Annotated in this window: 23 protein-coding genes and 1 pseudogene; 15 read left to right on the top strand and 9 right to left on the bottom strand. The window is 67.4% G+C overall.

Going from position 1 to position 21,150, the window contains the following annotated elements:
• Positions 1 to 24 precede the first annotated feature (24 nt).
• Positions 25 to 453: an FKBP-type peptidyl-prolyl cis-trans isomerase gene (locus GH815_RS16005; RefSeq protein WP_153749761.1), complete on the bottom strand. Its 429-nt coding sequence runs from the start codon at positions 451 to 453 to the stop codon at positions 25 to 27.
• 89 nt (positions 454 to 542) lie between these two features.
• The gene (locus tag GH815_RS16000; protein ID WP_153749760.1) at positions 543 to 929 is read right to left on the bottom strand and encodes a VOC family protein; all 387 of its coding nucleotides are present in this window, start codon (positions 927 to 929) and stop codon (positions 543 to 545) included.
• A gap of 117 nt (positions 930 to 1,046) precedes the next feature.
• On the opposite strand from GH815_RS16000, the gene GH815_RS15995 reads away from it, so the two are divergent.
• The 10 genes from GH815_RS15995 (at position 1,047) to GH815_RS15950 (ending at position 11,693) form a co-directional block, all read left to right on the top strand.
• Positions 1,047 to 1,736: a haloacid dehalogenase type II gene (locus tag GH815_RS15995; RefSeq protein ID WP_153749759.1), complete on the top strand. Its 690-nt coding sequence runs from the start codon at positions 1,047 to 1,049 to the stop codon at positions 1,734 to 1,736.
• Positions 1,733 to 2,557 carry an alpha/beta fold hydrolase gene (locus tag GH815_RS15990; RefSeq protein WP_153749758.1) on the top strand — a complete coding sequence of 275 codons (825 nt, stop codon included), beginning with the start codon at positions 1,733 to 1,735 and terminating at the stop codon, positions 2,555 to 2,557. The genes GH815_RS15995 and GH815_RS15990 overlap by 4 nt, the downstream gene beginning before the upstream one ends.
• Before the next feature lie 8 nt (positions 2,558 to 2,565).
• Complete coding sequence (locus GH815_RS15985) at positions 2,566 to 3,528, top strand: threonine ammonia-lyase (RefSeq protein ID WP_153749757.1); 963 nt, start codon at positions 2,566 to 2,568, stop codon at positions 3,526 to 3,528.
• Positions 3,525 to 4,643, top strand: coding sequence for an endonuclease/exonuclease/phosphatase family protein (locus GH815_RS15980; RefSeq protein WP_153749756.1), 1,119 nt, complete (start codon positions 3,525 to 3,527; stop codon positions 4,641 to 4,643). Before GH815_RS15985 ends, GH815_RS15980 begins: the two co-directional genes overlap by 4 nt.
• A 284-nt stretch (positions 4,644 to 4,927) precedes the next feature.
• Complete coding sequence (locus GH815_RS15975; protein ID WP_153749755.1) at positions 4,928 to 5,635, top strand: alpha/beta fold hydrolase; 708 nt, start codon at positions 4,928 to 4,930, stop codon at positions 5,633 to 5,635.
• Positions 5,632 to 6,462 carry a BKACE family enzyme gene (locus tag GH815_RS15970; RefSeq protein WP_153749754.1) on the top strand — a complete coding sequence of 277 codons (831 nt, stop codon included), beginning with the start codon at positions 5,632 to 5,634 and terminating at the stop codon, positions 6,460 to 6,462. The genes GH815_RS15975 and GH815_RS15970 overlap by 4 nt, the downstream gene beginning before the upstream one ends.
• Positions 6,463 to 6,535: 73 nt before the next feature.
• Positions 6,536 to 7,756, top strand: coding sequence for a TCR/Tet family MFS transporter (locus tag GH815_RS15965; protein ID WP_153749753.1), 1,221 nt, complete (start codon positions 6,536 to 6,538; stop codon positions 7,754 to 7,756).
• A gap of 18 nt (positions 7,757 to 7,774) precedes the next feature.
• The gene (locus GH815_RS15960) at positions 7,775 to 8,857 is read left to right on the top strand and encodes a Zn-dependent alcohol dehydrogenase (protein WP_153749752.1); all 1,083 of its coding nucleotides are present in this window, start codon (positions 7,775 to 7,777) and stop codon (positions 8,855 to 8,857) included.
• A gap of 94 nt (positions 8,858 to 8,951) precedes the next feature.
• Positions 8,952 to 10,400, top strand: coding sequence for a hypothetical protein (locus GH815_RS15955; RefSeq protein ID WP_153749751.1), 1,449 nt, complete (start codon positions 8,952 to 8,954; stop codon positions 10,398 to 10,400).
• Between the two features lie 144 nt (positions 10,401 to 10,544).
• Entirely contained in the window at positions 10,545 to 11,693 is a 1,149-nt protein-coding gene (locus tag GH815_RS15950) for an AI-2E family transporter (protein ID WP_153749750.1), read from the top strand.
• A gap of 65 nt (positions 11,694 to 11,758) precedes the next feature.
• Here the strand turns inward: GH815_RS15950 and GH815_RS15945 are convergent, their stop codons facing one another.
• Together GH815_RS15945 and ychF are read right to left on the bottom strand one after the other, a co-directional pair.
• Positions 11,759 to 13,138, bottom strand: coding sequence for a methyl-accepting chemotaxis protein (locus tag GH815_RS15945; protein ID WP_153749749.1), 1,380 nt, complete (start codon positions 13,136 to 13,138; stop codon positions 11,759 to 11,761).
• A gap of 159 nt (positions 13,139 to 13,297) precedes the next feature.
• Positions 13,298 to 14,395: a redox-regulated ATPase YchF gene (gene ychF / locus GH815_RS15940; RefSeq protein WP_153749748.1), complete on the bottom strand. Its 1,098-nt coding sequence runs from the start codon at positions 14,393 to 14,395 to the stop codon at positions 13,298 to 13,300.
• A 141-nt stretch (positions 14,396 to 14,536) separates the two neighbouring features.
• Here ychF and trpA point away from each other — a divergent pair, with 141 nt between their 5' ends.
• On the top strand, positions 14,537 to 15,328 hold the full coding sequence (gene trpA / locus GH815_RS15935; protein WP_153749747.1) for a tryptophan synthase subunit alpha: 792 nt from the start codon (positions 14,537 to 14,539) through the stop codon (positions 15,326 to 15,328).
• A 4-nt stretch (positions 15,329 to 15,332) separates the two neighbouring features.
• Here the strand turns inward: trpA and GH815_RS15930 are convergent, their stop codons facing one another.
• Complete coding sequence (locus GH815_RS15930; protein WP_246176489.1) at positions 15,333 to 16,160, bottom strand: ABC transporter permease; 828 nt, start codon at positions 16,158 to 16,160, stop codon at positions 15,333 to 15,335.
• Between the two features lie 147 nt (positions 16,161 to 16,307).
• Here GH815_RS15930 and GH815_RS15925 point away from each other — a divergent pair, with 147 nt between their 5' ends.
• Positions 16,308 to 16,934, top strand: a complete 627-nt coding sequence (locus tag GH815_RS15925; RefSeq protein ID WP_153749746.1) for a GcrA family cell cycle regulator — start codon at positions 16,308 to 16,310, stop codon at positions 16,932 to 16,934.
• Positions 16,935 to 17,017: 83 nt separating this feature from the next.
• Positions 17,018 to 17,602: pseudogene (locus tag GH815_RS15920) on the top strand (transposase); the annotation flags it as partial.
• A gap of 370 nt (positions 17,603 to 17,972) precedes the next feature.
• Here GH815_RS15920 and GH815_RS15915 read toward each other — a convergent pair.
• From GH815_RS15915 to GH815_RS15905, 3 genes are read right to left on the bottom strand one after another with little or no spacing between them, the layout of a single operon-like run.
• Positions 17,973 to 18,182, bottom strand: coding sequence for a hypothetical protein (locus GH815_RS15915; RefSeq protein ID WP_425541972.1), 210 nt, complete (start codon positions 18,180 to 18,182; stop codon positions 17,973 to 17,975).
• Positions 18,179 to 18,706, bottom strand: a complete 528-nt coding sequence (locus tag GH815_RS15910; RefSeq protein ID WP_153749745.1) for a hypothetical protein — start codon at positions 18,704 to 18,706, stop codon at positions 18,179 to 18,181. Before GH815_RS15910 ends, GH815_RS15915 begins: the two co-directional genes overlap by 4 nt.
• Positions 18,703 to 19,200, bottom strand: a complete 498-nt coding sequence (locus GH815_RS15905) for a hypothetical protein (RefSeq protein ID WP_211365104.1) — start codon at positions 19,198 to 19,200, stop codon at positions 18,703 to 18,705. Before GH815_RS15905 ends, GH815_RS15910 begins: the two co-directional genes overlap by 4 nt.
• A 59-nt stretch (positions 19,201 to 19,259) precedes the next feature.
• Between GH815_RS15905 and GH815_RS15900 the strand changes: the two genes are divergently transcribed.
• Both GH815_RS15900 and GH815_RS15895 read left to right on the top strand, forming a co-directional pair.
• Positions 19,260 to 19,484, top strand: a complete 225-nt coding sequence (locus GH815_RS15900) for a hypothetical protein (protein ID WP_153749744.1) — start codon at positions 19,260 to 19,262, stop codon at positions 19,482 to 19,484.
• Positions 19,485 to 19,574: 90 nt separating this feature from the next.
• Positions 19,575 to 20,144, top strand: coding sequence for a DUF3489 domain-containing protein (locus GH815_RS15895; protein WP_153749743.1), 570 nt, complete (start codon positions 19,575 to 19,577; stop codon positions 20,142 to 20,144).
• A gap of 297 nt (positions 20,145 to 20,441) precedes the next feature.
• Here GH815_RS15895 and GH815_RS15890 read toward each other — a convergent pair whose 3' ends face one another.
• Positions 20,442 to 21,143 carry a VIT1/CCC1 transporter family protein gene (locus GH815_RS15890; protein ID WP_153749742.1) on the bottom strand — a complete coding sequence of 234 codons (702 nt, stop codon included), beginning with the start codon at positions 21,141 to 21,143 and terminating at the stop codon, positions 20,442 to 20,444.
• Between the last annotated feature and the right edge of the window lie 7 nt (positions 21,144 to 21,150).

Below are 21,150 nucleotides of genomic sequence, written 5' to 3'. Positions count from 1 at the left end.
GGCGCGCCAAGCCCCGCGGCAGGATCAGCCGATCGAGACCAGCTCGATGGCAAAGATCAGATCCTCGCCCGCCAGCGGATGATTGGCATCCAGCACCACTTCGGTCTCGGTCACCTCGGCCACGGTGACCGCCATCGCCTGGCCCTGCGGCGTCGTCACCTCAAGCCGTGTGCCGATCTCCATCGGCATGTCGTCGGGCACATAGGCGCGCGGGATCGCGTGGCAGGCATCGGGATTGCGCGCGCCATAGGCGTCGGCACAGGGCACCTCGATGGTCTTCCTGTCGCCCGCGCGCATTCCCGGCAGCGCCGCGTCGAGCCCCGCGATGATCTGGCCCGAGCCCACGGTGAATTCCAGCGGCTCGCGGCCTTCGGAACTGTCGAAGGTGCTGCCATCGGGCAGCGTGCCGGTGTAATGGATGCGGACGGTATCGCCCGGCTTGACCTCGGTCATGGCTGTCTCCTTGGGCTGTCCCCGGCGGATGCACCGCTCATGCCCTCAGCCTCGGGGGACAGGCGCGCGATGTAAAGCGCCGCGATGCCTCAGCCCATGGGTGCGGGTGTCATGAGCCCCATTGCGGCACCGGTCGGATCCTCGATGATCGCGATCAGGCCCACGCCTTCGATCCGGAACGGCGCGCGGATCACCTTGCCGCCAAGGCTGAGGGTCTGCTCGACCGCGCGTTCCAGATCGTCCACGGCGAAATAGCTGAACCAATGCGCGGGCAGGTTCTCCATGCCGGGCATGCTGGCCAGATCCATCACCCCGACCACGGGCTGGCCGGCGCGCATCCCCACCTGATAGACCCCTCCCTCCACCGACATCGGCTCGAAATACCAGCCGCAGACGGCCTTGTAATAGGCCAATGCGCCGGGCACATCCCGGGTCATCAACTCGGTCCACCAGACCTTGCCGTGATCTTGTGACATCGCGGTCTCCTTCCTATGGCGTCATCCTACCTGATTCCCGTGACATCCTGCTGCGGCGCGTCCGCACCCTTTTCCCGCGCCCGGCTCTGTGCCAGTCTCGCCCCCGAGGAGGAGGACATGGCCATCACCACCTGCATCTTCGATGCCTATGGCACGCTGTTCGACGTGACCGCCGCCGCGCGCGAGGCAGCCAGCGCGCCGGGTTGCGAGCGGCTGGCCGGTCTCTGGGTACGGCTGGCCGAGGATTGGCGGCGCAAGCAACTGGAATACAGCTGGCTCAGGGCCATCACCGGCGCGCATGCCGATTTCTGGCAGGTCACGCAGGACGGGCTTGACTGGGCGCTGGAGGCGCATGGCTTGCAGGGCGATGCCCGGCTGCGCGCCCGCCTGCTGGACCTTTACCGCGCGCTGTCGGCCTATCCCGAGGTGCCCGCCATGCTGGCGGCGCTGAAACAGGCGGGCAAGGCCACCGCGATCCTGTCGAACGGCGCGCCGGGCATGCTGGCCAGCGCGGTAGCCTCGGCAGGGATCGGCGGCTTGCTGGACGATGTGCTCTCGGTCGAAAGCGCGGGCGTCTTCAAGCCGCACCGTTCGGTCTATGACCTTGTCGGCCAGCGCTTCGGCACCGCGCCGGGGCAGGTGCTGTTCGTCTCGGCCAATGGCTGGGACGCGGCGGCGGGTGCGGGATACGGTTTCGTGACCGCCTGGGTCAATCGCGCGGGCGCCCCGGTCGACCGCATGCCCTGGCGCCCGGCCCATGTCCTGGCCGACCTGACCGGCATACCGGCCCTTGCAGAGGCAGCATGATGGACCATTTTACCGCCCATGACGGCGCGCGGATCGCCTATCGCGACGAGGGCAGCGGCCCGCCCCTGCTGTGCCTTGCCGGGCTGACGCGCAGTTCGACGGATTTCGGCTATCTGGCGCCGCATCTGCCGGATATCCGCCTGATCCGCATGGATTATCGCGGGCGCGGGGCGTCCGAGTGGACCGGCGCGGCCAGCTATACCCTGCCGCAGGAGGCGCAGGATGCGGTGGCGCTGCTCGACCATCTGGGGCTGGGCGCGGTGCCGATCCTGGGCACCTCGCGCGGGGGGCTGATCGGGATGCTGCTGGCCGCGACGGTGCCCAACCGCGTGGCGGGGCTGTGCCTGAACGATGTCGGCCCCGAGATCGCCCGGCCGGGGCTTGAGCGCATCTTCGACTATGTCGGCCGAAACCCGGCGGCAAGAACCCATGAACAGGCCGCGATGGGGCTGGCGCGCTCGATGACGGGCTTCGAGAATGTCCCGCACGAGCGTTGGTTGCAGGAGGCGCGGCACCATTTCATCGAGACGACCGAGGGGCTGCGGATCACCTATGACCCGGCGCTGCGCGAGGCGTTCCTGGCCGCCTTCGAGGGCGAGGCCCCCGATCTGTGGCCGCTCTTCGATGCGCTGGCGGGCAAGCCCGTGGCATTGATCCGGGGGGCGAATTCCGACCTGCTCTCGCCCGAGGCGACGACCGAGATGCGCCGCCGCCGCCCCGACATGATCTTTGCCGAGGTGCCGGACCGCGCGCATGTCCCCTTTCTCGACGAGCCCGAAAGTCTGGCCGCGATCCGCGCCTTCCTGAAGGCCGTCGCGTGAACATCGCGATGATTGAGGCCGCGGCGTCGCGGCTTGCGGGCCATGTGCGTGAAACCCCGCTGCTGTCCGCGCCGGGGCTGGACCGGATCGCGGGGCGGCGCGTGCTGGTCAAGGCCGAATGCCTGCAACATACCGGCAGTTTCAAGGCGCGCGGCGGCTGGGCGGCAGTCTCGGCGCGGGGCGCGGGGGCGCGGGGCGTGATCGCCCTGTCCTCGGGCAACCATGCGCAGGGCGTGGCCCGGGCCGCAGCCGCGTTCGGCCTGCCCGCGGTGATCGTGATGCCGACCGACGCGCCCGGACCCAAGATCGATGGCACCCGCGCGCTGGGGGCCGAACTGGTGCTGTACGACCGCGCCACCGAAGACCGCGAGGCGCTGGCAGCCGGTATCGCGGCGGCACGCGGGCTGACGCTGATCCGGCCCTTCGACGATCCGCAGGTGATTGCCGGGCAGGGCACGGTCGGGCTGGAACTGGCCGCACAGGCCGCCGCGGCGGGCGTCACGGATGCCGATGTGCTGATCCCCTGCGGCGGCGGCGGGCTGACCGCGGGCGTCGCGCTGGCGCTTGAGGCGCGCGCCCCGGGGCTGCGGGTGCGTCCCGTGGAACCCGAAGGCTTCGACGACACCGCCCGATCACTGGCCGCAGGCCGGATCGTCGCGAACGATGCCCGCGCGGGATCGCTTTGCGATGCGATCCTGACGCCCAGCCCGGGCCGGATCACCTTTCCAGTCATGGCGCGGCTCTGCGGCCCCGGCCTCGTGGTCACCGAGGGCGAGGCGCTGCGTGCCATGGCCGCCGCTTTCACCCAGCTAAGGATCGTGCTCGAACCCGGCGGCGCGGTGGCGCTGGCCGCGGCCCTGTTCCGGGCCGAAGCGGTGACAGGCGATGCGGTGATCGTGATCGGATCGGGCGGCAATGTGGCGGCTGAAACCTTCCGGATGGCGCTCGGACAGGACGGAGAAGCGCGATGAAGACTTTCAGGATTGCAACATTCAACACCCAGAACCTGATCGGCCCGGATCAGGAATATCAGCGGTTCGAGATTTATTCGACAGAGGATTATGCCGCCAAGCGCGACTGGATGGCGGCGCAACTGAACCGCATGGATTCCGACATTCTGGCCTTTCAGGAAATCATCGACCCCGAAGCCCTGCGCGAGGTGATCGCGCGCGCCGATGAAACCGCACCCGACCGCCGCCCCTATGCCGAGGCCGATCTGGCCTTTGCCCCCAACCTGGCCGATTCCGGCCCGGGCGAGCGGCGGCCGGGGCTGGCGATCCTGTCGCGCTTCGGCTTTGCGGGGCAACCGATGTCGATCCAGCGGCTCGACCCGCCGCTGGAGATCACGTTCAATCATCTGGGCGGCGGCGATGCCGGGCATTATGTCCTGAACCGGCTGACGCGCCCGATCCTGAAGGTGCGCGTGCCCCTGGGCAACCATGTGCTGACCGTCTTCAACCTGCATCTCAGATCGCGCATGGGCGAATTCGTCCGGCCCAAGGGCGCGCGCTTTTCGCCCGAAGTTGACCTTCTGAACTACGACGCACCGGGCCGGGCGCTGGGCATACTGCGCGCCTCGCTGCGCCGGATGGCCGAGGCCTGGGTGCTACGCAAGCTGGTGGTCGACGAACTGGAGGCAGGCAACCCCGTTGCCGTACTGGGCGATCTGAACGCCACCCTGCAATCCGCAACGCAGCAGATCATCGCGGGCGAACGACCCTTCACCGATTACACTTGGCTGCGCCGCCACGACGCGCGCAATGCGGATGACCGCTATACCGAGGCCGAGGCCGCCGCGATCCGCGAGGCTGTCGAACGGGTGCAACTGCATTCCGCCGAGCGGCTGTTCATCCGCAAGGCGCTGCGCGACATGGCCTATACCAATGCCTTCGGCGGCGTCTTCGAGTCCTTTGACGCGATCCTGCTGTCGCGCCATTTCCACCCCGACTGGCCCGGCCGGATCGGCGAGATGACCCATTTCGGAATCTTCAACGACCACATCACCGACGGCACCCTTCCCGAAGCGCCCGGCAATGTGCGCGCCTCGGATCACGGGCAGATCATGGCGCATATAAGGCTGGTCTGATTGACGCCCCCTGCCCCGCGGGCCATGCTGCGCGGCGGTCGGACAGGACAGGAGGTGTCGATGCGGATTGCAGATCTGGGCGATGTGGCGCTTTGGCAGCCGGGCGCACAATGTGCCCCGATCCGCGGGGCTGGCCATCTGCCCTGCATCGACCAAGCGGGAACCCTGCTCTTCCAGCAGATGGCGAGGCGCCCTTTGCGGGCGCTGCGGCATCTTTTCGGACTGCACAAGAATTGCGCTTTCCGAACATCTCGGAAAAGCCGAAGCTGGAAATGGGCCTGAAAATGACAGAATTCCTGCTTGTCCACGGATCGAACCATGGCGCCTGGTGCTGGCGCGATGTGCTGCCGCTTCTGAGGGCGGCGGGCCATGATGCCCGCGCGATCGACCTGCCCGGGGCAGGCGCGGACCCGACGCCGCCCGAAACGGTGACGCTGAGCGATTACCGCGATGCGGTGCTGGCGGCGCTGACCAGGCCCGCGATCCTCGTCGGCCATTCGCTGGGCGGCATCACCATAACCGCCGCAGGTGCCGCAGCACCGGATCGGATCGAGGCGCTGGTCTTCGTCGCCGCCTGGGCCCCGCGGCCGGGGCAATCGGCCCGCGATCTGCGCGCGCATTATCGCTGCGAGAGCCTGCTGGCCGCCTTCCGGATGAGCGCGGACCGCAAGACATCGACCTTCGCGGAGGAAAGCCTTGAACCCGTATTTTATCACGACTGCCCGTCCGGCACCGCCGATTTCGCCCGTCCCCGCCTGACGCCGCAGCCGACCGCCCCCGGCACCGAACCCGCCGCCGCCCTGCCCGCGAGGCTGCCGCGCCACTACGTCATCTGCACCGCTGACCGCGCCATCCCGCCCGCGGCGCAAGAGGACATGACGCGCGACTGGCCGCCCGCGCAGGTCCATCGCCTGGAAACCGGCCACTCGCCCTTCTTCGCCGCCCCCGATAGACTGGCGCAAATCCTGATCGCCATAGCCGAGACGAAATGACCAAACCCTGCATCATCTGCGTCGCCATCACCGGATCGGTCCCCCGCAAGGAGGACAACCCGGCCGTTCCCATCACCATCGCCGAACAGGTCGAGAGCATCCACGAAAGCTTCGAGGCGGGGGCAAGCATCGCCCATTGCCATGTCCGCAATGACGACCAGACGCCGACCTCGGACCCCGAGCGTTTCGCACGGCTGATGGAGGGCATCCACAAGCATTGCCCCGGCATGATCGTGCAACTCTCGACGGGCGGCCGCTCCGGCGCGGGGGCGGCGCGGGCGGGGATGCTGCCGCTGCGCCCGGACATGGCCTCGCTGGCGGTCGGTTCCAACAATTTTCCAACACGGGTCTACGAGAATCCGCCCGATCTGGTCGATTTCCTTGCCTCTGAGATGCACAAATACGATGTGAAGCCGGAAATCGAGGCATTCGACCTGTCGCACATCTTTCAGGCCGTGAGGATGAGCGAGGACGGGCGGCTGGCCAGGCCGCTTTACGTCCAGTTCGTGATGGGCGTGAAGAACGCGATGCCCGCGGACCGGGCCAGTTTCGACTTCTACATTCAGACGCTGAACCGGCTGGCGCCCGACGCGGAATGGTGCGGCGCGGGGATCGGGCGGCACCAGATCGAGGTGAACGAATGGTCCATCGCCGCCGGTGGCCATACACGGACGGGGCTTGAGGACAATGTGCGGCTGGACCGCGACCGGCTTGCCCCCTCGAACGCCGCGCTGGTGCGCCGGGCGGTCGAGCTCTGCGACCGCCACGACCGCCCCGTCGCCACCTGGGCCGAGGCGCGGGCGATGCTGGGTCTGCGGCCGGGCTGAGGCGCGCGCGAAACGCTTTGCCGTGCGCCCCCGCCGGCTAAGCCCTTGTCATCCAACGCCCGGACGCGCACCCATGAGCCAGCCCAAGACCCGCCTACCGATCATCTTCATCCTGATCACGCTGATCCTCGATGCCATCGGGATCGGGCTGATCCTGCCGGTGATGCCCGACCTGATCCGCGACATCGAGGGCGTGGGGCTGTCGGATGCCGCGATCTGGGGCGGGATCCTCGCCACCTCGTTTGCGGTGATGCAGTTCCTGTGCGGTCCGCTGGTCGGCAACCTGTCGGACCGCTACGGGCGGCGGCCGGTTCTGCTGATCTCGCTTGCCACGATGGCGCTGGATTATGTGGTGATGGCGCTGGCGGGCTCGATCTGGCTGTTGTTCGCGGCCCGCATCGTCGGCGGGATCACCGCCGCGACACAGGCGACCGCGGGCGCCTTCATCGCCGATATCTCGCCCCCCGAACGCAAGGCCGCGCGGTTCGGGCTGATCGGCGCAACCTTCGGCATCGGCTTCGTGCTTGGCCCCCTGATCGGCGGTTTCCTGGGCGAGCTTGGCCCGCGCGCGCCGTTCTGGGCCGCCGCCGCGCTGGCCACCGCCAACCTGATCTTCGGCTGGTTCGTGCTGCCCGAGACGGTGACCGACCGCATCCGTCGCCCGTTCGAATGGCGCCGGGCGAACCCGCTGGGTGCCTTTCGCGAAATGGGGCGGCTGCCCGGGGTGCGGCCGCTGCTGGCGCTGTTCTTCCTTTATGAATGCGCGATGTTCATCTATCCCGCGATCTGGGCCTATTTCACCCAGTACCGCTTTGGCTGGTCGACCGGCACCATCGGCATTTCGCTGGCGATGTTCGGCATCGGTATCGCCGCGGTGCAGGGCGGGCTGATCCGGGTGATCCTGCGCGTGCTGGGCGAACGCGGCACCGTCTGGTACGGTCTGTCCTACAATTTTGTCGCCTTCCTGATCATCGGCCTTGTCGACAACTCGACCGCGATCCTGCTGATGACGCCGCTTCTGGCGCTGGGGGCGGTGGTCACGCCCGCGATCCTGGGGCTGATGTCGAAGGCCGCGCATGACAACCAGCAGGGCGAATTGCAGGGCGCGATCAGTTCCACCCGCTCGGTCGCTATGATCCTGTCGCCCATCGCGATGACGCAGATCTTCGCCGCCTTCACCCGCGAGGGCGCGCCCATGATCCTGCCCGGGGCGCCGTTCCTGCTGGCAGCCAGCCTGATGATCGTCTGCGCCCTTGTCTTCGTTGCGCGAAGCGAGAGCCGCGCCCCCGCCTGACCCGGAAGGAGACCACCCATGCGCCCGATCAAGGCCGCCCTCTGCCGCGCATTCGGCGCACCGCTGAACATCGAGACCCTGCACCTACGCCCGCCCGGACCCGGCGAGGTCGAGGTCACGCTGGGCGCGGTGGCGATCTGCCATTCCGACATCTCGATGGCCGAAGGCGCATGGAACCAGAGCCTGCCCGCCGTCTACGGGCACGAGGCCGCGGGCCATGTCGCCGCGATCGGGCCGGGGGTCACGGGCTATGCGCCGGGCGACAGGGTGCTGGTGACGCTGATCCGCGCCTGCGGCCGCTGCCCCACCTGCGCCGGGGGGCACCCGACGATCTGCCGCACGAAACCGGGTGACGGCAACACGCCGCTCTTCACCGAGGCGGGCGAACCCGTGCATCAGGGGCTGGACACCGGCGCCTTTGCCGAGGCGGTGGTGGTGCATGAAAGCCAGCTTGCCCCGATCCCGGCCGACATGGCCATGGACGCCGCGTCGCTGATTTCCTGCGGGGTGATCACGGGGCTGGGCGCCGCGGTCAACACCGCGCGGATCCGGCCCGGTGAAACCGTGGTGGTGATCGGCGCGGGCGGCGTGGGGCTGAACGCGATCCAGGGCGCGCGGCTGGCCGGGGCCGCCCGGATCATCGCCATCGACATGCGCCCCGACAAGCTGGAGGCGGCGCTGGAATTCGGCGCCACCGACGGCGTGCTGGCGAGCGAGGACAAGCCCTGGCGCCGTGCCCGCCAGATCGCGGGCCGCGCCGCCGACGCGGTGCTGGTCGCGGTCGGCAACCCGGCAGCCTATGACAGCGCGCCGCGCTATCTGGCGCCGGGCGGGCGGCTGGTGATGGTGGGCATGCCCCATTCCGGCCAGACGGCGCGCTATGAACCGATGTCGATTGCCCTTCTGGGGCAGGAATTGCGCGGCTCGATGATGGGCGACACGGTGCTGGCCCGCGACATCCCCTGGATCGTGGATCTCTACCGCCAGGGCCGGATCCGGCTGGACGAGCTGATCTCGGGGCGCTGGCGGCTGGACCAGATCAACGAGGCCATAGCCGACACGAAAACCGGCGCGGCCCGGCGCAACGTGATCCTGTTCTGACATCCCGTTCCCGGCCCGGTTTGTCACAAGTCCTTCAAATTGCTGTTACGCGCGGGCGCTAGCCCGCAGGCATTTACAATTCGAAGGACATGACATGACCCGAATTCTGCTTCTGAGCACCGCCGCGCTTGGACTTGTCGCGCTGACGCCCGCGGCGCAGGCCTGTACGCTGTCGGCCCTGTCGCTGACCTGCGCGGACGGCACCACCTCCACCAACCAGCGCTGGGATCAGAATGGCCTGACCATCCTTGTCGAAAGCGGCGCGACCGTTTCCTCCACCGGCGCGGCCACGCCCGCCTTCCGCTTCGGAGGCAACGACATCACGCTGACCAATGACGGGCTGATCCAGAACCCGAATACCGCCGATAACAACGCCAACAACGCGATCGAGGTGCGGGGCACGAACCAGACCTACATCAACAATGGCACCATCTCGGGCGGCGACCGGGGCATCCACAGCCGGGGCGGCGATGGCGGGCTGACGGTCATCAATGCCGAGAGTGCGCTGATCGAATCGCGCCGTCAGACGGTGCGCGGCGGCGAGGATTATCCCGGCACGACCGTCATCAACGATGGCGTGATCCGTTCGACCGAGGGCCGGGCGCTTCAGATCCGCGGCCAGGGATCGACCGTGATCAACAATGGCGCGCTTTACGGCGGCGAGGAAGTGGTCGAGGCGCGCGACGATTTCACCATCATCAATAACGGCTTGATCCAGTTCGACGAAAGCGTGGCCGATCAGGATGGCGTTCAGTTCGCCTCGGGCCGGGCCGAGAATTACGGCCGCATCGTCGGCACCGACGACGCCATCGACCTGGACGAGGGCGAGGTCTACAACGCGCCCGGCGCTGTCCTGCTGTCGCTGGGGCCCGATGACGACCCCAACAAGGCCGCCATCGACATGGATGGCGAGTTCGACAACAGCCGCGATCCGCTGCGCCCCGCCGGTTCGGTGCGGATCGTGAACGAAGGCTACATGGAAGGGCCGCGTGCAATCTCGGCCGCCTATGACCCCAGCCTGCCCGATGATCACGTCAGCCAGGCGCGCCAATCGGTCGAGATCGTCAATTCCGGCACCATGCTGGGCCGCAGCGGCATCGCCATCGGGCTGGCACCGACCCAGGGCGACAGCAGCCTGACGCTGCTTGGTGACAGCCGCATCCTTGGCGATGTGCTGTTCGGGGCGGGCGACGACCTGCTGAGCATCGACACGCTGACGTCCGACCTGCTGATCGACGGGCTGTTCGACGGCGGCGCGGGCGAGAATACCGTCAGCCTTGTGGCCTATATGTTGACGGATGTGCTGGGCTTCGAGGCGGCGGGGGACGGCAGCTACATGCTGCGGTTGACCGGCGCCGCTGGCGAGCTGGCAGGCGGCTTCCGCAACTGGCAGAGCTGGCTGTTTGCCGATGGCAGCCGCCTGAGCACGGCCGAATTTGCCGCCGCCCTGGCGCCCGCCCCGGTGCCGCTGCCCGCAGGGCTGCCGCTGTTGCTGGCCGGGCTGGCGGGCCTGGGCGCGCTGCGCCTGCGCGCGCGGGGCTGAGCCCTGCCCGCAAGATCACCGGTCGGCGCATCTTGCGCCGGCCGGGCCGCGCGGCGCGCGCCACGGCTTGCTCCGGGGCGTGCCTGTCCCTAGTTTCAGGGGATAGCTCAAGGCCGCTTGCCGCGGCACAACGGATCGCCTGCAATGAAAGCGCCTTTCGACCCGGACCTGCCGCCCCCCCCGCAAGCGGGGCTGCCCAAACAGGATCTTCGCCGGCTTCAGGCCTGGTTTCTGGGCATCATCGCCTTCGCGGTGGTGCTGTTCCTGCTGGTGCAGGCCAAGTTCCTGCTGATCTCGCTGGCGATTGCCATCATCCTGTTCTCGCTGACCTCGGATGCGATCGGCTACATGCAGCGGCTGCGCTTCGGCGAGGCGCGGTTCTCGGAATGGCTGGCCTCGCTGCTGGCGGTGCTGCTGATCGCGACGGTGCTGATCTCGCTTTCGGCGATCATCCTGACCCAGGCGAACACGGTGGTCACGACCATCATGCAATATGCCGAACCGGGCCAGCGCGCGGTGGCCGAGATGTTCGGCTGGATGGGCGAGGATGTCGAACAGGCGGTGCTGAACTGGCTGCGCGGCGTGCGGCTGGGGCCATGGCTGACCGCGATGGCCGGACAGGCGGGCAACATCGCCTCGGGCGCGGTTCTGGTAACCCTCTTCGTGGGCTTCCTGTTCCTGGAACGGCTGTGGTTCTCGACCAAGCTCAACAGCCTGATGGGCGATGCCGAAAGCGCTGCGCGAGTGCAGCGGATCATCGGCTCGATCATGCATCGGGTGAACCGCTACCTGGTGGTCAAGACGCTGGTCAGCCTGGTCACCGGGGCGCTGGTCTATGCCGTGATGCGGCTCTTCGGGCTGGAACTGGCGCTGGCCATGGGCGTTCTGACCTTCGTGCTGAACTTCATCCCGAATATCGGCTCGATCGTTGCCACGCTGGCCACGGCGCTGGTCGCCTATGTGCAGACCGGCGACAACGTGACCGGACTGGCGGTACTGGCCATCGTGGGGTTCCTGCAATTCGTGGTCGGTCAGGTGCTGGACCCGCTTCTTCTGGGCAAGACGCTTCGGCTGTCCTCCTTCGGGATCATCGCGTCGCTGGCGTTCTGGGCGGCGGTGTGGGGCGTGCCGGGGATGTTCCTTGCAGTGCCGATCATGGTCTCGGTGATGATCGTCTGCTCGCATATCCCGTGGCTGCGCCCGGTCGCGGTTCTGCTCTCGCGCGAGGGTCTGCCGGACACCGACGCGGACAACCAGGCCGACGTCAAACCCGACCGCCGCAACGCCGCCTGAGGCCTTGTCGGGGCGGCACGGCGGCCTTGCCGAACGCCTTTGCGCCCGGTGAGGACGGCGAAGGCTCAGAACGCAGCGCGTCGGCGGGGGGCGGCCTGCTGCGAGGCGAAGGGCCGGTCATAGGCGAAGCGGGACTGGCTGTCGGCGGATGTTCGGAACACCGCCACCTGCCGGGCAAGTTCGCGGGCATCGTTCGCAAGGACCTGGCTGGCCGCGGTTGATTCTTCGACCATGGCCGCGTTCTGCTGGGTCACCGAATCCAGATGGCTCACGCCGCTGTTGATCTCGTTCAGCGTGATCGCCTGTTCGGCGGCGCCGCGCGAAATCTCGGTGATATGGGCGTAAATCCCTGCGACGCCGTCGATGATCTTGTGCAGTTCGTCCCCGGCAAGCCCGACCAGCCCGACCCCGGTCTTCACATGATGCGAGCTTTCCTCGATCAGCGCGTTGATCTCGCGCGCGGCTTCCGAGGCGCGCTGGGCCAGCGCCCGCACCTCTGACGCCACCACGGCAAAGCCGCGCCCGGCATCGCCGGCCCGCGCCGCCTCGACCCCGGCATTCAGCGCCAGAAGGTTGGTCTGGAAGGCGATATCGTCGATGACCGAGATGATCTGGGCGATCTTGGTCGAGGATTTCTCGATCAGCGACATGGCGTCGATGGCATCGCCCACGACCTTGCCGCCGTTTTCCGCGGTGCTCTTGGCCGCGTTGGCCGAGGCTTCGACCCCGCGTGCGCCCTCGGCCGCGGCCCGGACGGTCGAGGTCAGTTCCTCGATCGCGGCTGCCGTCTGCTCAAGCGTGGCGGCCTGCGACTCGGTCCGTTGCGAAAGCTCGGACGAGGACTGGCCCAGTTCGTCGGCCGTGCGTTCGACCGCGGTCGAGACATCCTTGACCGCCGAGATCGACACGGAGAGCTGTTCGACGGCGGCGTTGAACGCGGTTCCCAAAGCGTCGATGTCGGCGGCATTGCAGGTCGGGACGCGGTGCATCAGGTTGCCGTTGCTGAGTTCGCGCAGCCCCTCGGCGATGCCCCCGATGCCTCTTTGGCGGTCGGTTATGTCTGTTGCGATCTTGATGACCTTGCACACCTTGCCCTCGGCGTCGAGATAGGGCGCGTAGGTTGCCTGGATCCAGATCACGCTGCCATCCTTGCGAACGCGCGGAAACTGGTCGGTAAACGATCTGCCGCTGGCCAGTTCCTGCCAGAAGCGGCGGTATTCGTCGCCCTGGGCGAAGACCCGGTCGACGAACATCGCGTGATTCCTGCCCACGATCTCTTCCACGGAATAGCCCAACGCCTGGAGGAAATTCGCGTTCGCGGTCAGGATCGTCCCGTCCGGCTGGAACTGGATCGTCGCCTGGGTCCGGTCGATGACCGCCATGAAGGTCGAGGCGACTTGCGCCTCGTCGTCAGCGCCTGCCGTCTTTTTCGATCTGAAGAACATTCCCGAATTTCCCGACCTTCAAGCCAATTCCCCCATGTTTCCTAGAACACTTCTAAGAAATGTTTAAACTTGGGACAAAACGGGGCTCTTTCGGGTCGTTCACGCGACAGGGGCGCGCGGCCGGGCAAGGGCCGCGCGTGTCAGGCAACTGGTCCGGGGTCAGGCGTTGAACAGGAAATGCAGCACGTCGCCGTCCTGCACGACATAGCCCTTGCCCTCGGACCGCATCCTGCCCGCATCCTTGGCCGCCTGTTCGCCGCCGAGGGTAACGTAATCGTCATAGGCGATGGTCTCGGCCCGGATGAAGCCGCGTTCGAAATCGCCATGGATCACCCCGGCAGCCCTTGGCGCGGGGGTGCCTGCCGCGATGGTCCAGGCGCGGGCCTCCTTGGGGCCGACGGTGAAATAGGTCTGCAATCCCAGAAGCCTGTAGCCCGCCTTGATGAGCCGATCCAGACCGGCCTCCTCAAGCCCCAGCTCGGCCAGGAACTCGCGCGCCTCCTCGGCGTCGAGCTGGCTGATCTCCTCCTCGATCCGTGCCGAAATAACCACGCTGGCCGCGCCCTGCGCCTCGGCCATGCGCGCGACGGCGGCGGAATGGGCGTTGCCGGTCGCGGCCTCGGCTTCGGAGACGTTGCAGACGTAAAGCACGGGTTTCGCGGTCAGAAGCTGAAGCAACTCCCACGCGCGGGCATCCTCGTCGGCGACCTGGACGGTGCGGGCGGGGCGGCCCTGTTCCAGCGCGGCGAGTGCAGTTTTCAGCAGGCGTTCCTGCTGGATCGCCTCCTTGTCGCCGCCCTTGATCTTGCGCACGAGGTTCTGGAGCCGCCGCTCGATCGATTCCATGTCGGCGATCATCAGTTCGGTCTCGATCACCTCGGCGTCCGCCACCGGGTCCACCCGGCCCTCGACATGGGTGACGTCGTCATCCTCGAAACAGCGCAGGACATGGGCGATGGCGTCGCATTCGCGGATATTGGCCAGGAACTGGTTGCCCAGCCCCTCGCCCTTGGACGCGCCCTTCACCAGCCCGGCGATATCGACAAAGGTCATGCGCGTCGGGATGATCTGTTTCGACCCGGCGATACGGGCCAGCGTGTCGAGCCGCGCATCGGGAACCGCCACCTCGCCCACATTGGGCTCGATCGTGCAGAAGGGGAAATTCGCCGCCTGCGCTGCCGCGGTGCGGGTCAGCGCGTTGAACAGGGTCGACTTGCCCACATTGGGCAGCCCCACGATCCCGGTCTTGAAGCCCATCTGCGTCTCTCCCGCCTGAGGTCCGCGCGCATGTAGGGGGCGGCGGTGGGCGGCGTCAAGCGACGCGGCGGCCAAAGCGCCCATTGATTTTCCCCGCCCGCTGCCGCAAACCGCGTGTGCCAGGACCGGGGGAGGAAAGACATGACCCGCATCGACGCCAAGTTCGCCGCATTGCGCGCCGAGAACCGCAAGGCTTTCGTGGCCTATGTGATGGCAGGCGACCCCGATTACGCAACCTCGCTGGAACTGGTTAAGGGGCTGCCGGGCGCGGGGGTCGATATCATCGAACTGGGCATGCCATTTACCGATCCGATGGCGGACGGGCCGACGATCCAGCTTGCCGGTCAGCGCGCGCTGGAGGCCGGGCAGACGCTGGAAAAGACGCTGGAGATGGCGCGGGCCTTCCGCGCGGGCGATGACACCACGCCGATCGTGATGATGGGCTATTACAACCCGATCTATAACCGTGGCGTGGACCGGTTCCTGGCGGATGCGCGCGAGGCCGGGATCGACGGGCTGATCGTCGTGGACCTGCCGCCCGAGGAGGATGAGGAACTCTGCATCCCCGCGCAGGCGGCGGGGCTGAACTTCATCCGGCTGGCCACGCCCACCACGGATGACAAGCGCCTGCCCAAGGTGCTGCAGAACACCAGCGGCTTTGTCTATTACGTCTCGATCACCGGGATCACCGGCGCGGCGGCGGCCGAGGCGACGGATGTCGGCCCCGAGGTGGCGCGGATCAAGGCACAGACCGACCTGCCGGTGATCGTGGGCTTCGGCATCCGCACGCCCGAGACGGCCGAGGCCATTGCCGCGGTGGCGGATGGGGCGGTGGTCGGCTCGGCCATCGTCAAGCAGATCGAGGCAGGCCGCCCGGTGGCCGAGATCCTGTCCTATGTCGCGGGGCTGGCGGCGGGCGCCCACCGGGCCTGAGGGCTTATGGCTTCATCCGGTAGCCGGTGCGGAACCAGTACCAGCACAGCCCCATCACGGCCGCGGTGCTGGCCGAACAGACCGCGAGCCCCAGCCAGGGCGAGCTGTCGGATTGCCCGATGATGCCGTAGCGCACCCCGTCGATCAGGTAGAAGACCGGGTTGAAATGGGTCACGGTCTGCATCGCGGGCGGCAGCCGCTCGATGGAGTAGAAGGTGCCCGACAGGAAACTCAGCGGCGTAACGATGAAATTGGTGATCGCGGCCATCTGGTCGAACTTGTTGGCAAAGATCGCCGCGACAATCCCCAGCGCCGACAGGAAGGCCGAGCCGAGCATCACGAAGACCAGCGCCCAGACTGGATGCGCCACCCCCATCCCCAGCACCGCCAGCATCGGCCCCGCGACCAGCAGCGCCACCAGCAGCCCCCGCACCACGCCCCCGGCGGTGTAACCCAGCAGCAGTTCCAGCGGCGAGAGCGGCGGCATCAGCGTGTCGACGATATTGCCCTGCACCTTGGAGATCAGGATCGAGGACGAGGTGTTGGCAAAGGCGTTCTGGATCACGGTCATCATCAGGATGCCGGGCGCCAGGAACTGGATGAAGGGCACGCCCATCACCGTCTCGCGATCCGGTCCGATGGCCAGCGCGAAGACGCCCAGAAACAGCGCCGCGGTGGCCAGCGGCGCGGCCAGCGTCTGCGACCAGACCACGACGAAGCGCATGATCTCGCGCTGGCTCAGCGTCCACAGCCCCAGCCAGTTCACCCGCCCGAAGCGTCTGGCCCCCATTCCGTCTGCCGCACTCGCCTTGGCCCTGCCGGTCGCGTCCATTTCGCCAGTCTCCTGTTTCAGGCTTGCGCTTGTATCCCCGATCCGCCCCGGAGTAGAATAGTCTCTTGAATGAATTCTCTCCTCCGGCGGGCAGCATGGGCGCATCCAGCACCCCAGCCCGCTGCCGGACCTGCCCAAGGAAACGCCATGTCCTGGACCGATGAACGTGTCGAGACGCTGAAACGCATGTGGGCCGAGGGCCAGTCGGCCAGCCAGATCGCCAAGGAACTGGGCGGCGTCACCCGCAATGCGGTGATCGGCAAGGTCCACCGGCTGGGCCTGTCGAACCGCGCGGGCGGGGTCGCCACGCCTGCCCCGGCCAAACCCGTCCCCACGCGCGAGAAACCGACCCGCACCGACGCACCCGAACCCCGGGTCGAAGCCGCCCCCACACCCGAGAAGAAACCTGTCGAGCCGCGCCCGGCCGCTGCCGCCGCGCCGCAGCCGGTGCCGCCATCGCCCGCCCCCACCCCGGCAGTGCCCGCCCCGCGCAAGCCCGTGCTGGTGACGGCCGGCCAGCCGCTGCCGCCGCAACCCTCGGCCAACGAGATCAGCCCCGAAACGCTCGCATCGGTGCGCGAGGTCGAGAAGACCGCCCGCAAGCTGACGCTCATGGAACTGACCGAACGCACCTGCAAATGGCCGATCGGAGATCCCGCGACGCCGGATTTCTGGTTCTGCGGACTGCCGGTGCAGCAGGGCAAACCCTATTGCGAGGCCCATGTCACCGTCGCCTTCCAGCCGATGAGCGCGCGTCGCGACCGCAAGCGCTAGGTGTTTGATCCCATGTGACCTGCCCCCCGGAAGTTCCCTCGCCGTGATGTAGAGTCTGCCCAACCTGAGAAGGAGCAGACGACATGAGGAAGAGCCGGTTCACCGAGGCGCGGATTATCGGGATGATCAAGGAACAGGAGGCTGGTTTGCCCACCTCCGAGCTTTGCCGGAGTTGAAGCGTTAAGCGATTGATCCAGTGGATCAATCGTAGCGCACAACGGGTTGAGCCCTGCGACGTTCTACAAGCTCAAAGCCAAATATGGCGGGATGGACCTCTCTGACGCGAAGCGGCTCAAGCAGCTCGAGGACGAGAACGCGAAGCTGAAGCGGCTGCTTGCGGATACGATGCTCGACAACGTCGTGCTGAAGGATCTCTTGGGAAAACCCTGACGACGCCGATGGCGCGGCGGGATGCGGCGCTCCGGGCGATGCGGGATCATGACATCTCGCAACGCCGGGGCTGCGCCCTGGTCGGTGTCGATCCGAAGACGGTGCGGCGTGAACGCTCGGCCGACAACCCGGACATCCGCAAGGAAATGGGCGAGATCGCCGAGAAGTGGCGGCGGTTCGGCTATCGCCGGATTGGCATACTGCTCGGGCGCGAGGGGATCACGATGAACCACAAAAAGCTGTATCGCCTTTATCGGGAGGAAGGCCTGTCGGTTAGGGCTGGAGGCGCGACAGCGGCCACGTCTCGATCGCGTCCGGGGCGAAGCTCAGCGTCATGATGGGCAAAGTTCCTCGGTTGGGTGGATGCCGGTGGCTTCCGGACTCCGGATGCCGGGCCGGACTCCACGCGGGGTCCAGCGGCTACCAGCGGTGTCCGGTCGGAAGGCCAGCGTTCATTGGGGTTTGCGCAGGGCGCGCCTAGCTCCGGCTTCGGGTGGCTTCCCAAAAATCCGGCCCTGGTGCTGGCGAAGTCCCGCGCTTCGCCCGCCCGTATACGTAAGTGCCCGGAAAGGAACCAGAAACTCCCCGGGCAGGCCCTAGACCCCAGATGGACCCCGGCGCGGACTCCGGGGTCCACAGAGAATCCGGTCACGGGTCCGGCGCCTCGGCTTCGCGGTGTCGCGGCCCATACAGTTTCTCGCCCAGCTGTCGGACCAGCTCCCGCTCTGGCCAGCTGAGGCGCTCATCGTCAATTGAGATGGCGAGCACGCCCTGATCGCGCCAACCGTCCCTTTTCACGCGGTCCGGGTCGCGGCGCTCGCCACCATAGCCTGGAGGATGCCAGCGCATGGTCTTCATGCGCTCCCCTCCCGCCGCTCTCGTTCCATGGCAGCTCGGGCCTGCTGGGCCCGGCGACGGTCGCGGTCGTTGTCGAGGTCGATCCGGCTCTCGCCGGTCTCGCGACCGATATGGCTGCCCTTGCCGTGGCGCGCCCAGGCGATGAAGGCATTGCCGATCCTGCCGTGGAGCGCGATCAGGGAGCCCTGGTTGGCGACCCCGATGAGCGGTGCGAGATGGCGCGAGAGGAACGGCAGCCAGTCCGCGGGGTTTGGAACGATGACATGCTCGACGAAGGAGAGCGGCGTTTCGATCAGCACGAAGAAGCCGTGGATCTCGCTCGGCCAGAACCGGATCTCGAGCGCACCGCCCAGCAAGCCCTCCTCGGTCAGCAGCGTGTATTCGCAGTCGAGGACACGCTCGAGCGCGCGATGCCAGTCCACGCGTTCGGTCTCGCTAATGCGCACGGCCGCATGATACCAGTCGGGCAACTCCGTGTCGTGGAAGCGGCCGGCGTCGTAGAGGCGGATCCTGTCGTAACTCATGCCTCGGTCTCCTCTTCTGGTTGGGGGTGGTGGGTGCGGCGCAGGGCGGCGGGCTTCGCGGCGTCTAGCCGCGCAGACAGCGCTTCGAACGCAGCGCGGCGCGCGGCGAGCACGGCCTGCATGCTGGCGGTCAGGCGGGATGCGAGGGTGTCGAGGCGTGCCGCCGCGGCGGGATCGGGTGCGTCAGATCCGGAGCCCGCGATCGACCGCATCTCGATGCTGGCGAGCGGCCCGAGGCGGTTGGTGAGCCAGGCCTCCGGATCGGGGATGCGGCAGAGATCGACGCGCGCGGTCCGGGCGCGATGGCCGGCGCCCTCCGGGCGATAGGTCACCTCCGCCGAGGATGGGGACATTCTGTTATTATAGAGGTCTCTATAATAGCCATTTGTCCCCTTCCTCTGGCCGTCCTTCTTCGCGGCCTCGCGGGTCGGCCAGAGCTCCGGAAAGCAGGCCGCCATGTCGGCGGCGTTCTCGAGGACGATGCCGGTAAGCATCGCGGACAGAGCGAACGTGTCGTCAGAAGGACGATGCAACTCACCACGGAGCCACCAAGATGACCCGCCGCGCGACCGACAACACGAAAGCCCTCGACGCCTTCATCGCCGCGAAGACCGAGATCGATGCGATGCTCGAGCGGCTCGCCGCCCTCAGCGCCGACCACTTCGAGACCCACCCCGACGAGATCAACTGGGGCCATGTCGGCACCCTGAACCACTACCGCGCCAAGCTGCGCGAGATTACCGACAGCGCCTTCAAGGAAGGCGAACACGCCGAGTGAGACAACCCGCTCCCGGTTCCGCCCGCCGAGTGGCGGGCTCGACCTCGTAGAAGGGCCCGCATCCCGCGCGCCCCGATACGGGAGACGACGATGACCAAGCTTTCCGACACCCAAGCCCTGATCCTGAGCGCCGCCGCCCAGCGGCCCGAGCACATCGCCCTGCCGCTGCCCGAGAGCCTTCGGGGTGGTGCCGCCGCCAAGGTGGTCGGCGCGATGCTCGCCAAGGGCCTCCTCGAAGAGGTCGACGCGGACATGCGCAAGGGCGAGCTCGTCTGGCGCGAGACCGGCGACAGCCACGGCGTCACGCTGGTCGCCACCGACGCAGGCCTCGCCGCCATCGGGATCGAGCCCGAGGACGCGGACCCCGCGCCTGCGGGCGCGACGGACGCTCCGACCGAGGCGCCCCCACAGGACGCTCCTAACGAACCGGAGGCCGCCCCCAAGGCGCGGACGCCGCGCGAGGGCACCAAGCAGGCGCAACTGATCGCGATGCTCCGCGCCGAGAGTGGCGCGACCATCGAAGAGATTGTGGCAGCACTCGACTGGCAAGCTCACACCGCTAGGGGTTCCATGTCCGGCGCGCTGAAAAAGAAGCTCGGCCTGACAATCATCTCCGAGAAGGTTGACGGAAGAGGCCGCGTCTACGCTATCCGCGACTGACGGCACGCACTGAAACAATCTCTGGGCCGCCGCCCGACACTAGGGTGGCGGTCTCTTATTCTGCGCGCCGCATCCTGATCGCTTCGAACAACCCCCGAAAACAACGGAAAAATCCGGCCGCAGCCGGATCGGGAGAACGCTTTCGCGAGGGCAAGTGGCGGAGGGGATGGGCCTGACGTCCAACCTTCTCCACCTTAAACCATTGATTTTATTGACCGCGATTAGCGGCCATGTCATTCAACCGATGTTTCGATGCCTTGGTGGTGGCACTCCGCCAACGCCTACGCATCACCCTGCCTAGCCGACTGTCACGCCGAAGAGCATACCCACGGCTGCTGTCGCTGCCATGGCGAGGGCGCCCCAGAAGGTGACGCGAATGGCTCCCTTGATGATCCCCGCACCGCCAACCGACGCCCCGAGCCCGCCGAGCACAGAAAGCGCCAGGAGGGTCGTGGCCGCGACGATGAGCGTGATCTGTGCGGCAGGCACAAGCGCCGCGATGATGAGCGGGATGACCGCCCCGACAGCGAAGGTCGCCGCCGAGACCAGAGCCGCCTGGATGGGATGCGCGGTCACGGTTTCCGAGATGCCCAACTCGTCACGCGCATGGGCGCCAAGCGCGTCCTTCTCGGTTAGTTGAATCGCCACCTGCCGCGCGAGACCTTCGTCGAGCCCTCGCCCCACATAGATGCGTGTGAGCTCCTCCAGCTCCGCCTCGGGCGTTTCCTTCAGCTCGCGCGTCTCCCGCGCGATGTCAGCCTGTTCGGCGTCGGTCTGCGAACTGACGGAGACGTATTCGCCGGCCGCCATCGACATCGCTCCGGCGACGAGGCCGGCAAGTCCGGCGATCAGAATTTCGGGACGACCAGATCCGGCCGCAGCGACCCCGACAACCAAGCTCGCAGTTGAAACGAGGCCGTCATTCGCCCCGAGAACAGCAGCGCGCAACCAGCCGATGCGATGCACCATGTGGACTTCGGAATGTGAGAGCCTGCTCATCTGAAGG

This window comes from Rhodovulum strictum (assembly GCF_009649175.1).
Lineage (GTDB): Bacteria > Pseudomonadota > Alphaproteobacteria > Rhodobacterales > Rhodobacteraceae > Rhodovulum > Rhodovulum strictum.
The sequence above is the reverse complement of the archived record's forward strand: the minus strand, read 5'-3'. Positions and strand labels throughout refer to the sequence as shown.